Annotated in this window: 13 protein-coding genes and 1 tRNA gene; 5 read left to right on the plus strand and 9 right to left on the minus strand. The window is 53.5% G+C overall.

Features of this window, described 5'->3' with window-relative positions; genetic code table 11:
• Positions 1-6 precede the first annotated feature (6 nt).
• Positions 7-82: transfer RNA gene (locus tag CMR03_RS03405), tRNA-Asn, on the plus strand.
• 218 nt (positions 83-300) lie between these two features.
• On the opposite strand, the gene CMR03_RS03410 is transcribed toward CMR03_RS03405, so the two are convergent.
• Positions 301-522, minus strand: coding sequence for a SymE family type I addiction module toxin (locus CMR03_RS03410; RefSeq protein WP_063880122.1), 222 nt, complete (start codon positions 520-522; stop codon positions 301-303).
• Positions 523-1,036: 514 nt separating this feature from the next.
• On the opposite strand from CMR03_RS03410, the gene CMR03_RS25185 reads away from it, so the two are divergent.
• Positions 1,037-1,186 (plus strand): hypothetical protein, encoded by a 150-nt coding sequence (locus CMR03_RS25185; RefSeq protein WP_156506680.1) that lies wholly within the window; start codon positions 1,037-1,039, stop codon positions 1,184-1,186.
• A gap of 150 nt (positions 1,187-1,336) precedes the next feature.
• On the opposite strand, the gene CMR03_RS03415 is transcribed toward CMR03_RS25185, so the two are convergent.
• The 4 genes from CMR03_RS03415 to CMR03_RS03430 form a co-directional block, all read right to left on the minus strand.
• Positions 1,337-2,173 carry a hypothetical protein gene (locus CMR03_RS03415; RefSeq protein ID WP_063880123.1) on the minus strand — a complete coding sequence of 279 codons (837 nt, stop codon included), beginning with the start codon at positions 2,171-2,173 and terminating at the stop codon, positions 1,337-1,339.
• Between the two features lie 36 nt (positions 2,174-2,209).
• A complete protein-coding gene (locus tag CMR03_RS03420) occupies positions 2,210-2,692 on the minus strand; it encodes an Hcp family type VI secretion system effector (protein ID WP_096010777.1) in 483 nt (160 codons plus the stop codon).
• Between the two features lie 31 nt (positions 2,693-2,723).
• On the minus strand, positions 2,724-3,206 hold the full coding sequence (locus CMR03_RS03425; RefSeq protein ID WP_063880125.1) for an Hcp family type VI secretion system effector: 483 nt from the start codon (positions 3,204-3,206) through the stop codon (positions 2,724-2,726).
• A 490-nt stretch (positions 3,207-3,696) separates the two neighbouring features.
• Complete coding sequence (locus CMR03_RS03430; RefSeq protein WP_096010942.1) at positions 3,697-4,719, minus strand: LLM class flavin-dependent oxidoreductase; 1,023 nt, start codon at positions 4,717-4,719, stop codon at positions 3,697-3,699.
• Between the two features lie 257 nt (positions 4,720-4,976).
• On the opposite strand from CMR03_RS03430, the gene CMR03_RS03435 reads away from it, so the two are divergent.
• Together CMR03_RS03435 and CMR03_RS03440 are read left to right on the plus strand one after the other, a co-directional pair.
• The gene (locus CMR03_RS03435; protein WP_063880126.1) at positions 4,977-5,891 is read left to right on the plus strand and encodes a ketopantoate reductase family protein; all 915 of its coding nucleotides are present in this window, start codon (positions 4,977-4,979) and stop codon (positions 5,889-5,891) included.
• A 92-nt stretch (positions 5,892-5,983) separates the two neighbouring features.
• Positions 5,984-7,042: a LacI family DNA-binding transcriptional regulator gene (locus tag CMR03_RS03440; protein ID WP_096010778.1), complete on the plus strand. Its 1,059-nt coding sequence runs from the start codon at positions 5,984-5,986 to the stop codon at positions 7,040-7,042.
• 103 nt (positions 7,043-7,145) lie between these two features.
• Here CMR03_RS03440 and tmaR read toward each other — a convergent pair whose 3' ends face one another.
• The 3 genes from tmaR to dacD all read right to left on the minus strand — a co-directional run bounded on the left by tmaR (position 7,146) and on the right by dacD (position 10,059).
• The gene (gene tmaR / locus CMR03_RS03445; RefSeq protein WP_063880128.1) at positions 7,146-7,472 is read right to left on the minus strand and encodes a PTS system regulator TmaR; all 327 of its coding nucleotides are present in this window, start codon (positions 7,470-7,472) and stop codon (positions 7,146-7,148) included.
• A gap of 160 nt (positions 7,473-7,632) precedes the next feature.
• Positions 7,633-8,688 carry an FUSC family protein gene (locus CMR03_RS03450; protein WP_063880129.1) on the minus strand — a complete coding sequence of 352 codons (1,056 nt, stop codon included), beginning with the start codon at positions 8,686-8,688 and terminating at the stop codon, positions 7,633-7,635.
• Positions 8,689-8,901: 213 nt separating this feature from the next.
• Entirely contained in the window at positions 8,902-10,059 is a 1,158-nt protein-coding gene (gene dacD, locus CMR03_RS03455) for a serine-type D-Ala-D-Ala carboxypeptidase DacD (protein WP_172823904.1), read from the minus strand.
• A 197-nt stretch (positions 10,060-10,256) separates the two neighbouring features.
• Here dacD and sbcB point away from each other — a divergent pair, with 197 nt between their 5' ends.
• A complete protein-coding gene (gene sbcB, locus CMR03_RS03460; RefSeq protein ID WP_096010779.1) occupies positions 10,257-11,678 on the plus strand; it encodes an exodeoxyribonuclease I in 1,422 nt (473 codons plus the stop codon).
• A 47-nt stretch (positions 11,679-11,725) separates the two neighbouring features.
• On the opposite strand, the gene CMR03_RS03465 is transcribed toward sbcB, so the two are convergent.
• Positions 11,726-13,081 carry a GntP family transporter gene (locus CMR03_RS03465; RefSeq protein ID WP_096010780.1) on the minus strand — a complete coding sequence of 452 codons (1,356 nt, stop codon included), beginning with the start codon at positions 13,079-13,081 and terminating at the stop codon, positions 11,726-11,728.
• Positions 13,082-13,130 lie beyond the last annotated feature (49 nt).

Consider the following 13,130-nt stretch of genomic DNA (forward strand, 5'->3'; position numbering starts at 1 on the left):
AACGATTCCTCTGTAGTTCAGTCGGTAGAACGGCGGACTGTTAATCCGTATGTCACTGGTTCGAGTCCAGTCAGAGGAGCCAAATTTTAAGAGCCCGCTCAGGGAAACCCGAGCGGGCTTTTTGTTTTTTTATTTTACCCACCAGCGCTGACGGACGTCAGGTAGAAGAAGACGGCAAGTCGTGCTGGATGCTAACCGGGCTGGCGCGCAGGGCTTTTATATTTAACCAGGCGTTGCTACCTGCGTGCGGCAAAAGATGAAGATCGTCCTTAAGGCGTTTTTTGGCCTGACGCTTCCCCTTTATGACTTATCGATCCGCAGCACAATACATCCCAGGCTAATTTCTGCCGTCACCCGCGTGCCGGTTTCAAATCCGACTTCACGCAGCCATTTACCACTTATATTTAGCGCAGGTGTGCTGGTATCGCCAAAATTAGGCACATAGCCGACTTTGTATCGACGCTGGGTTTTAAAAGATACTGAGACAGGTGCAGCATCAGAAGGTCTTAAGTTCATAGTCATTTGCAAGCTCCTGGTTAAGAGGATGATTCCATGATAAGAGGTGCCCGTTTCAACGGTGATGGGCTGACCGCATTGTGAACGTCTGCTTATACTAAACCCGCGTACCTCATAACTTACTGCGTCCTTACCGCGCACCTTAGTGTGCTCTCACACAGCCCACGTGATAATGATGCGTAGCAAAGCTGACGAGGTTTAAAAGACGCAGGCTCGCATGATATCGCCGGGAAAGTTTTCGCTGCAGACGTCCCGTCACTGGGTTTTGCAAGTGCCCGTAAACGATAGCGTTTTTGACGCCTGCCAACAAGCCAGACTCTGGAAGCCTCCTCGCATAACGCTAAAAATAGCCCCCTTTCTGCACGATCCCCTGCCGCCGTCCTGTGCTTTAATAACCCCAGCGATCGTGCCAGTGCGCGCTGTAAGGACAGTGCTTAACGACGCAGTGCCATGAGCAGTGAATTTCTGATTGACGTAAGGATGTAAAAATCCCTTCCCCACAGCGCGGCGGTTTTTTGGTTTGCCCATCGACACGTTACACGCGATGGAAGGCCTGCGTCTGACTCTTCGCCCCGGCACTGTGCCTGAGCGAGTGGGCAAACTGGTTAGCGGAAAAACGCCTCAACTCCCACTGGGCTGGGTCGATTTTGCCCTGGCGCAGACGGTGTAACCTGGAGGCCGGACTCGACACCGGTATTCATGGTCGTTGCATATGAGGGGTAATCGGAACCGCAGGTCCGCCAAACAAGCAGCGGCCGACCCTGAGAAATTCACCTCAGGGCGCTGTACAGCCTGTCATTTTATTAGGAAAAATATCGGATTATGGGAATTTTAAGTTGATAAGAGTACTGTACTGCGTGCGTGACAGACTTAGCGGTGACTGGTTTCTGAAAAAAACTTTCACAAACGGGTTGCTGGTGCCATACAGCTCGACACGCTTATATTCATTGTGAATAAACTGCTGCAGGATAGTCGCCATATCCTGCGCCAGGTCCGGTGTCATCGCGTTATGAGAGGCTACGGTTTGCTCAAAGCTGAGTGGTATGCGCATTTCCGTATCAGGTTTAAAATTGGCACGTTTACGTTCAGCTTCCACTTTAAACTCTTCAAAGGCTTCGTGTGTTGAATTGAATGTATCAGCCAGCGTTTTGATATGTGCAGCCATCTGGTTAACAGCAAACGTTCTTTTTGTGACGAAATAGCCGCCTACACTCGAAGCGATGGACGCAATAACAGGAAGAGAACCACGCCCAATAATACTTCCCAGACCATTTAAGGCTGACCATAAGGCCATACCTGTCGCGCCGGTAGAGCTGGCTACAGCACCTGTCACAATCATACTCGCCTGCTGTACTTTTACGCCCGCAATACGATTATCCAGGCGACGAATCTCCCCGCCCGGTTTTCTATGCGACGCAGACTCTTCATTCCAGCTTTTGAAGCGGCGGTTATTTTCATCTTTATAATTCGACATCGCATAGGCAATCTGGCTTGTTTCCGTTTTACTGAGCTGGGCGATTTCTTTTGGCTCAAACGATCTGACTAAAATCAGGGCTTCTTCAAGCACCTCTTTTGTCAGAAAATTAGCGGAACCCGCAGGGTTAGAACCAGGGTCCGTAGTAAGGCCCTCAATAAGGTTAACTTTGGGAAATGCCATAACGCCCTCTCTGTTTGATGCCGCCTGACGAAGTGATTAGCTTTCTTTATTTTGTTTAATATCCCAGCCCATCTGCACCGAGGCTGCTTTACTTCCCTGAGAAGCCTGCTCCCAGTATTCCAGTGCCACTTTGCTGGCCTGAAATGCGTATTGCATCCCCAGCGTGGAGGCGTGACCGACTCCGGTAAAGTCAGTCTGTGTCACCAATACATCTTCCAGCGTGATACGGGTATACTCCACTTCCTGTCCGCCCGCTTTACAGACAGACAGTTGAACTTTTGGCAGATGTTTACCGGTGGCGCAATATTTCACTAAAGCAGGCGTGGCTTTATCGATCAATGCCTCAACGCTTAGATCATGATAATTAACTTTCCCTGCTCCACCGCCGCCGCCAACAGCCATATTGCCTGGCTGCTGCGCTCCCCAGTTAAATGACAGGACATCAATCCATTTTTTATGATTCGCATTTTGCGATTCGCCTTCGATTCCATCTATTTTTAAAAATATATCAATAGCCATTTTTCACCTTTATATTTCAGGGCAGATTCACTCAGCTCTCTTTATTTTGTTTAATATCCCAACCGGCTTTGGTTTCCGCGCCTTTGGTGCCGCTTGCGCTTTGTTCCCAATAGCTGGTTGAAACTTTGGATGCCTGAAAAGCGTAGTCAACCACAATAGTGTCACTTTGCCCGATGCCGTTGAAATTGGTCGCGGTAACCAGAACATCTTCTAATACGATTTTGGAATACTCGACCTGGCTTCCACCGGCTTTACAGACGGACAGTTCAACTTTTGAAACATGCTTTCCGCTGGAACAGTATTTAAGGATAGCAGGCGTGGATTTATCGATTAGCGCTTTAACACGCAGATCGTTGAAATTCACTTTCCCTGCGCCGCCACCGCCTCCCACCGCCATATTGCCGGGTTGTGAAGCCCCCCAGTCAAATGACAGCACGTCGGTCCATCCTTTATGGTTACTGTCCTGGGATTCTCCTGTGGTACCTTCAACTTTCAAATAAATATCGATCGCCATTAATTTTTTCCGATTACGTTGTGATGAGGATAAAACGGGCGTTGCAATCCGTTATGTTCAGTAGGTTTCGACAGAATTTAGTGCCATTTGATATTAAAAAATATAAAGCAGCATGCAATGACTGTCGTAGCGTGCGAACAAGAAATAAAAAGACGCCTGCGTGTTTTACGCAGTGAAGATGAATATGTCAGGATATCTAAAATAGAGGTATCCTTTTGAAGATCTTGATACATTAATAAAATTAACATGACTTCATGTCAATTAATTTACAACGCACGCTAATTTATTGGGATAAATCTGAAAGCAAATATTATCGAAAGGTTATCGTTTCAAGAGGTAATAGTTTTAACCAAAACGCGGCACTGCCATTGACCTAATCGGCAGGATGTTGGGGGCGCGAGGGCTGTCGAAGTGGGGTTATTATTGAATAAAAAAACCCCACGCAACCAGTGCTGCGTGGGGTTATCAATCGGCTGGAATCAATCAGGGCTTAACGCCAGCCCAGCTCCGGAGCCACATACTTCAGAATCGATTCTATGACATGCGCATTGTAATCCACGCCCAGCTGATTCGGCACGGTCAGCAGCAAAGTATCGGCTTCAGCTATTGCTTCGTCCTCTGCCAACAGCTTGATCAGTTTTTCCGGTTCGGCGGAATAGCTGCGGCCGAAAATGGCGCGGGTTTTCTCATCCAGAAAACCCACTGAATCCTGATCCTGTCCACTGCGGCCAAAGTAAGCCCGGTCCATATCATTTACCAGTGCAAAAATACTGCGGCTGACGGAAACCCGTGGCTCACGCTGGTGCCCTGCCGCTTTCCAGGCTTCACGATAGGCGCGAATCTGTTTAGCTTGCTGGATGTGGAACGGCTCGCCGGTTTCATCATCTTTCAGCGTCGAGCTTTGCAGGTTCATGCCCATCTTCGCCGCCCATACGGACGTAGCGTTGGAGCCGGAACCCCACCAGATGCGATCGCGCAAGCCTTCAGACAGCGGCTCCAGGCGCAGCAGGCCGGGTGGGTTCGGAAACATCGGCTGTGGATTGGGTTTGGCAAAACCTTCGCCACGCAGCGCATCCAGGAACACCTCGGTGTGACGACGGCCCATGTCGGCATCCGTCTCGCCTTCCTGCGGTGCATAGCCAAAGTAGCGCCAGCCATCAATAACCTGTTCTGGTGAACCGCGGCTCAGTCCCAGTTGCAGGCGACCGTTAGAAATCAGATCGGCCGCACTCGCGTCTTCCACCATATAAAGCGGATTCTCATAGCGCATATCGATAACGCCGGTGCCTATTTCAATTTTTTTGGTGCGCGCGCCGACGGCTGCCAGCAGCGGAAACGGCGAGCTGAGCTGACGGGCAAAGTGATGCACACGAAAATACGCGCCGTCGGCGCCCAGTTCTTCTGCCGCCACGGCAAGATCGATAGACTGCAGCAATACGTCCTGAGCCGAACGGGTGGCTGACTGAGACGAAGGTGTCCAGTGGCCGAATGAGAGAAAACCAATATTTTTCATCTGTGACGTCTCCTGACGAAAGACGGTTGCTTTCGCGTTATAAACCGTAATGCACAAAGGGTACGCCAGCTTGTCCATCACTGATAGTGAATATCCTTAAGCGCTACGTTCAAGAATTTTGACATAAGGTTAGCCTGCCAGTCCCTATCCTGTTGGCGTTCAGGTTGTAATATTACTTGCGAGCGCGTTGGATTTTGACGCATAACAGAAATTGCGGCGCTGTGTTAGGGCAGACGCTTTTCATACAAGGATATCGGATGCGCATTTTAATGGTGGGTGCCGGAGCAACCGGCGGATATTTTGGCGCACGGCTGGTACAGGCCGGGCAGGATGTGACCTTTCTTGTGCGTGAGCGCCGTCTCAGTCAATTACAAGAAACCGGCCTGGTGCTGCAAACCCCATCCGGACGCGAAGTCCTGCAACCGCAGTTAGTCACTGCTCCTGCGCTGAACAGCCCGTTTGACCTGATCATTCTGACCGTTAAAAGTACCGGCCTTGAGCAGGCGTTGCGCGATATGAATAACGCGGTCGGGCCAGAAACCCTGATTATGCCGATTCTCAACGGTATGCGGCATTTCGATACCCTGATTGCCCATTTTGGCGCAGACAAGGTGGTGGGCGGCCTGTGCAAAATTAACGCCACGCTTAACGAACAGGGCCACGTGGTGCAGCTCACGCCACTGCATCAGCTCTATTACGGTGCGCTGGATGGCCATAACGACGCACGGCTTCAGCAACTGGATGCGGCGCTACGCACCTGTGCGGTAGAGACGTTTTTTACCGAGGATATTATCAGTGAACTGTGGGAAAAATGGCTGCTGTTAAGCACGTTAGGCGCGGTCTGCTGCCTGGCGCGAGGTAACACGCAACAGGTGCTGAACGCTGAAGGCGGCGAGATGCTGCTTCAGGGCATTTACGCTGAGGTGCTTCAGGTTATTTGCGCCGAGGGTTATCACCCCCGCCCTGCCGTTACCGCCAAAATTTATCAGTGGCTGAACAATCCGGCCACGCCGATGACGTCTTCAATGTATCGTGATTTGACCCAGGGTTTCGCGATTGAAGCAGAGACCATCATTGGCGACCTGCTGTTGCGCGCCAACCGTCACAGTCTTACGGTGCCGCTGTTGAATGCGGTGAACGTTAACCTGCAAATCTATCAACAGAACCGTTAAACACGGAAGTGATGAGAAAGCAGCCGCGCCGTTGCAGGACGCGCGGGTAACGGAATTTTGTTACACTCGCTGCCTCATCTTATGGAGGAATAATGACGTCCCGCTCTGTGACCCTTGATGATGTTGCCCAACTGGCTGGCGTTTCCTATCAAACTGTTTCTCGTGTACTTAACCGGTCTGAGCAGGTCTCCCCCCGCACCCGAGAAAAAGTTGAAGCGGCGATGCAACAACTTAACTATGTTCCCAACCGGGTCGCGCAGCAGCTGGCGGGAAAAGCCACCCGCACCCTGGGGCTGGCCACCAGCAATCTGGCCCTGATGGCACCGGCGCAAATTGCCTCGGCCATACAGCAGCGCGCCGCCAGAGCCGGATACCACCTGGTTATCGCCATGGACAGTGAAGACAACCCCGAAGCCACGGTGAATGAACTGATGGCCCAACGTGTTGATGCGGTGCTGATTAATATCCCTTTAGAGGCGGCTGAGGCAGAAAAAATCCGCGCGATGTGTGGCAAAAAACCCGTACTGTTTCTGGATGCCGATCCGCATGCTGTTGTCTCTCACTGCCAGTATTCAAACGAACAAGGGGCACGAGCCGCCGTGGCGCATCTGATTGCCCTTGGACACCGGCAAATCGGCCTGCTCAATGGCCCTGTGCGCTCGATATCGGCGCGTCAGCGCGAAGCCGTCTGGCGTCAGGTACTGGCCGATCATCAGCTCTCCCCCTGCTGCGTACTGCGCGGCGACTGGAGCGCAAAATCGGGCTATCTGGCCATGCTGACGCAGCTACCCGATGCCCTGCCCCAGGCGCTGTTAGTGGCGAATGACGAGATGGCGTTGGGCGCAATGCGGGCGCTGCATCAGCACGGCGTGGCGATCCCGGCCGATATTTCCATTGTGGGGTACGATGACACGGCGGAAAGTGCCTGGTATCAGCCCCCGCTCACCACCGTGCGTCAGGACCTTCAACAACTTGGCACCCACAGCGTTGATCGGGTGCTGGCCGAACTGCGCGGTGAGGCGGTGACGTCCCGCATACTGGAGCCGGTTCTGGTGATACGGGAAACCACCGCCGTACCCGCCAGTCAGGACCTGGACTTATCCGATCTGGCCCGTCAGCTGCAGCAGATTGCGCGTAAGCTTTCGGGTTAAGCGTTTTAGCCCGCCATGCGGGCGCAAAAAAGCCCGCCCAACCTTGAGGGTTGCAGCGGGCCGGTGATATCGGTAACGGACGTTCTGCGCTACCGGCGCGCCATTACGGCGCTTTTGTCTCACCCACGCCCAGCGTCTTGAGCTTTTTAGACAGCTCACGGCGCTCTTTAGACAGGTCAGCATTTTTGATGATGTATTCATCAACGCGATCTTCATAGTCAGCACGCATGCTGGCGATGATTTCCTGAATCGCCTCAACGCTCATGCCGGGTTTAATGTATTCGCTCAGGTTATCCAGCAGCAGCACACGCTTTTGGTTGTCACGAATTTTCTTCTCATTATCGACAATTTCACGCTGCAGTTTGTTCTTGCGGCGAAACGTACGCACAAACTCAAGTACGTCCTGAAATGATTGCTTGGCATTTTCCATGATGGCACCTTTCTTTAAGCCTGCTAAAGCAGGGAGAGAGTCAAAACGATCAGCTTAGCGGCTAGCCAGCCTTATGGGCAATTCTCACAGCTAAATTCGGACTGGCTCTTATCTTAGCGCAAAAAAACCGGGTTTCGCATTAAGTCATTGTCTGAGGTGATTATTTACGCAGCGCCAGACGCATCAAATCGGTCATGCGCTCCAGCTGCTTCGCCAGCTCCAGACTCAGCCAGACATAGCCATAAATCGGCGTTTCCTCCAGACGGTCGCTGCCGTCGGCGATCAACTGCTTAAGTTCTTTGACGATTTCTGTTAACTCATGGTTGGCAGCAATAATGTCATAGGTTTCCCCCTTCACCGCCATCACCGATAAGGTGCGTAACGCGTTTTCCGTCATCTGCTGGGTACGACGCAGTGCCGGGGCGTTCAGCATAATCAGATGGCTTTCCCGCGATGCCCACCAGGCATTAATTTGCATCTCAATGGTGTACACCATATTACGGTTAATGGTCTGAATCGCTTCAAACACCGAACGGGGAATGCGCGTTTCCTTACTGGACGGCTCCAGCAAAGCCCGCATTTTGATCACGCTGGTGAGCAGTTTACCAAACGGCTTGTTCAGTCGCGGCTTGTCCACCAGGTTGGCCGAAAACCCCGCATGATAGATTTTTGCCATCTCGCCCAGCGTATCCGAAAGTTGGATACGCCAGTGAATATACGCGCGTTGCGCCCAGACGGCGGTAAATATCAGCGCCAGCAGCGAGCCTAAAATCACATCGCCACCGCGCCACATGGCAACGGTGAAATCCCCCACCGGCGCGCCTACCACTACGCAGAGCGTGATGCCAATCAACAACGCCATATAGGGATGTTTTCCCAGGGTCAGATAGCCGCTGATAAACATAATCAGCCCGCACCATGCCAGCATACCCGGCAGCGAAATGATCTCCAGCTTTAGCGCGATTAATCCCGAAATGGAACCGGCAATCGTGCCACCAATGCGCTGAATGGCGCGGGGAAACACATTGCCCCACGTCGAAATCGGCCCCATGACGACCACCAGCGTAATCAGTGGCCAGGTGCCTTCGGGGATTTCAGTGATGCGGACAAATAAAAAAGCAAAGAGAAACGCGACCGCGATGCGCAGACCGTGCACGCTGCGGTAATGACGATACAACCAGAATTCCAGATTTGAGATGGGCTTATCAGAGCGCAAGGTGGCTGTCCGCTGGTAAAAAGGTGATTCTACGCGATGCGCCCTGTCAGTCCTGGCGCGCCGTCAATATTTTGGTGAATGCCTGAAGCAATGGGTCATTATCTCCGACCCGTGACCGTAAATCAGCAAAATTAACCGCTCAGGTGGCCAGACGGTCCTGAGGCAGGCGATCGCCCGGCACCTGCCCGACAGGCAGGTGCGCGTTGCGTGAGATTAAAACTTACGTTTCAGATAGTCAGACAGGCGGCTAACTATGCCCGCTTCGTTTACAGCGCTGAGCGCCACCAGTGGATAACTGGCAATCTGCTTATCTTTGTCCATCACCTGGATTTCCCCAATGTTTTCATTGGCTTTCAGCGGCGCTTCCAGATCGGTACGCTGAATGACGTATTTGGCTTTGACGTTCGGGATTTCACTGCGCGGTAGCGACAGATAGACGTCCTCTGCCGTGCCCACTTCCACCTGGTGCGGATTACCATACCAGACATGCTCGCTGCCAATTTTCTTACCGGCATGGAACAGTTGCACCGTGTCGAAGGTATTCTGTCCCCAGACCAGCAGCTTGCGGGCCTGCTCTTCGCGCCCTTTGGCACTTTTACCGCCCATGATCACGGCAATCAGACGGTGCTGGCCGACCACATTCGAAGCCACAATGTTGAACCCGGCCGTTTCGGTATGGCCCGTTTTCAGACCATCGACGTGCAGGTTGTTATCCCACAGCAGGCCATTACGGTTGTTCTGGGTGATGCCATTCCAGGACAGGGTTTTCTCACGGTACATGGCATAGAAATCTGGCTCGCCGCTGATAATGGCGCGGGACAGTTTTGCCATGTCCCGCGCGCTGGAGAATTGTCCTGGTGCATCCAGACCGTGGACGGTTTCGAAATGGGTATTTGCCAGGCCCAGTTTCTCAACGTAGTGATTCATCAGCTTAACAAAATTGTCCTGGCTCCCGGCGACGTAGTCGGCCAGCGCCACGCAGGCGTCATTGCCTGAGTCGATGATGACGCCACGGCTCAGGTCGCGCACAGTCAGCTTATCGCCTGGCTTAAGAAACATCAGCGAGGAACCTTTGAAGACCGGATTGCCCGCAGCCCAGGCATCTTTACCCACGGTGACCATATCGTCGCGGGTAATTTTCTTTTGATCGATCGCGCGATCGACCACATAGCCGGTCATCAGTTTGGTCAGACTGGCAGGATTGCGGCGCTCGTCGGGATTGCCCGCGGTAAGAACCTGCCCCGTGGTGGCATCCATCAGCACCCATGACGCGGCATCAATCGCCGGTGGCGTCACGGGAAACGGCATATCGTCGGCCTGTGCCAGCGAAGCCCAAAAAACAGTTACGGTAATTAACAGACGCCTTTTCAACACTTCATCCTTAGTTGCGCAAATAAAACAGACGGGAACAGCCGGACGTTTTACGGCAAAAGCCTTAATAAGGTTTAAATAAATTGAAAAAAAATATGAACTGCTGCGCGCCGTTACGCAGCATTGTCCTGCACGGTTGTGCTGAAGCGCGCAGAAGACTATCCTGAACATTGATTTTTTGCAGACAGGACAGCGACGTGCCCGCCTCTGAATTAACTTTCTTGTTCCACGATTACGAAACCTTCGGCACCAGTCCATCCCTGGATCGTCCGGCGCAGTTTGCCGGTTTACGTACCGACAGCAACTTCAATCCGATTGGCGAGCCAGAGGTGTTCTATTGCCGTCCTCCGGATGATTACCTGCCCCAGCCCGAAGCGGTGATGATCACCGGCATTACGCCGCAAATTGCCGCCTCACGAGGCGTGAGCGAGGCCGAGTTTGCCGCCCGTATTCATGCCCTGTTCACCACAGAGCAAACCTGCGTGGTGGGCTACAACAACGTACGTTTTGACGATGAGGTGACGCGGAATATTTTTTACCGCAACTTCTACGATCCCTATGGCTGGAGCTGGCAGAACGGTAACTCCCGTTGGGATTTACTGGACGTGATGCGCGCCTGCTATGCGCTGCGGCCCGAAGGCATTAACTGGCCAGAAAATGAAGACGGCTTTCCCAGCTTCCGGCTGGAGCACCTGACCAAAGCCAACGGCGTGGCCCATGAAAACGCCCATGATGCGATGTCAGATGTGTACGCCACACTTGCCATGGCAAAACTGGTTAAAGAGAAACAGCCCAAACTGTTTGAGTTTTTGTTTACGCATCGCAACAAAAACAAACTCATTCAGCTGGTCGACATCCCCCAAATGAAACCGCTGGTGCACGTTTCCGGTATGTTTGGCGCGGCACGCGGCAATACCAGTTGGGTGGTGCCGCTCGCCTGGCATCCCGACAACCGTAATGCGCTCATCGTGGTGGATCTGGCCGGGGACATCACGCCGCTACTGGCGCTGGATGCCGACAGCCTGCGCGCGCGTCTGTATACGCGCAAAAGCGATCTCGGCGATCTGGCAGCCGTTCCCGTTAAGCTGGTACATATCAATAAGTGTCCCGTGCTGGCACCGGCGAATACCCTGCGACCAGAAGATGCCGAGCGTTTGGGTATCGATCGTCAGTTCAGCCTGGATAACCTGGCGACGCTGCGACAACATCCTGAGGTGCGTGAAAAACTGGTGGCGATCTTTGCCGATGCGGACCCCTTCACGCCGTCGGATGATGTCGACACCCAGCTCTATGATGGTTTCTTTAGCGATGCCGATCGGGCGGGCATGAACATTATTCGCCAGACAGCACCGGCGAATCTGCCCGCGCTGGACCTGACGTTTGACAGCCCACGCGTGGCTAAGCTGCTGTTTCGTTACCGGGCGCGTAATTTTCCGGGCACCCTGGATGATGCCGAGCAGCAGCGCTGGCTGCAGCATCGACGCGAGGTGCTGAACCCGGAGAAAGTGCAGTCCTTCCTGATGGAGCTGGAATCCCTGGCCAGCCTGCATGAAAGCGACCAGGAAAAAGTGGCACAGTTGAAAGCGCTGTATCGCTATGCGCAGGAACTGGTGTCCTGACGCTCAGACTGGCCGGGGAAAGCTAATCGCCTTTCCCGGCCTACGCATCAGATCACCCACCACAGCGCCCAGATCAGAGCAAAACCGCACAGCCCCATCAGGGTTGTCAGTACCGTCCAGGTTTTTAACCCATCCGCCACCGACAGGCCCAGATAGCGGGTCACCACCCAGAAGCCCGCATCGTTAACGTGAGACAGCCCAAGCCCACCGAAACAAATTGCCAGCGTCACCAGCACCCGATGCACATCATCAATGCCGCCGACGGCCTGCGTCAGTAAGCCACTGGTGGTGAGAATCGCGACGGTGGCCGATCCCTGAGAGGCGCGCAACGCCAGTGACAGAATAAAGGCGGCAGGGATTAACGGCAGGTGCAGTGTTTCCAGCGCCAGGGCCAGCGCTTTACCTACGCCAGACTCAACCAGCACCTTACCAAAAGCGCCCCCTGCGCCCGCAACCAGAATCACGCTGGCCGATCCCGGAATCGCCCGTCCGGTCAGGTCTTCCAGCTTATCTTTGCTCCAGCCACGGCGGATGCCCAGTAGCCAGGCAGCCAGCCCTAATGCAATCAACAGCGCAACAGGCGGCGTGCCAATGACCGTCATCACTTTCCCCAGCAGGCTGTCTGGCGCCAGCAGTGAGTGCGACAACGTGCCCAGAACAATTAAAACAATGGGAATCACGATCAGGCCACAGATGGTCAATGCGCCCGGTGGGGCCGGCTCATTTTTCTTTATGGCACCTTCAGGCTTCGCCATCTGTAACTGTTCCAGCACCTCGACTGACAGATGATACTGACGGCGATTCATCACCCGGGCGACGTAATACCCTAAAATACCAACCGGAACAGAGATAAGAATCCCCAGCAGCATCAGCCAGCCCATATCGGTGTGCAAAATCGCTGCCGCCGCCGCCGCACCCGGATGGGTGGGCAATGCCACATGCACCGTTAACATCACCCCGGCCATCGGCAGGCCAAACTTTAAGGGAGAAACCCGTGCCACTTTGGTAAAGCCGTAGATCAACGGGATAACGATAATAAAGCCCACTTCAAAAAAGACCGGGATGCCCAGAATAAACGCCGCCATCGTCAGGGCGGCAACGGTCCGTTTCAGGCCCAGGGCTTTACTGAAGCGCTGGGCCAGCGACTCCGCTCCGCCGGAGGCTTCGATAATGGCCCCGAGCATGGCACCCAGCACAATAATAATGGTGATATGGCCCAGCAGCCCGCCCATGCCGCTGATAATCGTCTCCATGATTTTTTCAGCCGGGATACCGGTCGCTATCGCCACCAGCAGGCTGACAATCAGTAGCGCGACAAAGGGGTGCACTTTGGCTTTAATGACCAGCAGCAGCAGAATCACAATGCTGGCGGTCGCGATGGCTAACAGCAACGCAGTCGTCATGGTAAACCTCAGAGTAAATTATCTTTTTTAGGATTTTTGGTTACAGCTC

Source organism: Pantoea allii (assembly GCF_002307475.1).
In the GTDB taxonomy this organism is placed as follows: Bacteria; Pseudomonadota; Gammaproteobacteria; order Enterobacterales; family Enterobacteriaceae; genus Pantoea; species Pantoea allii.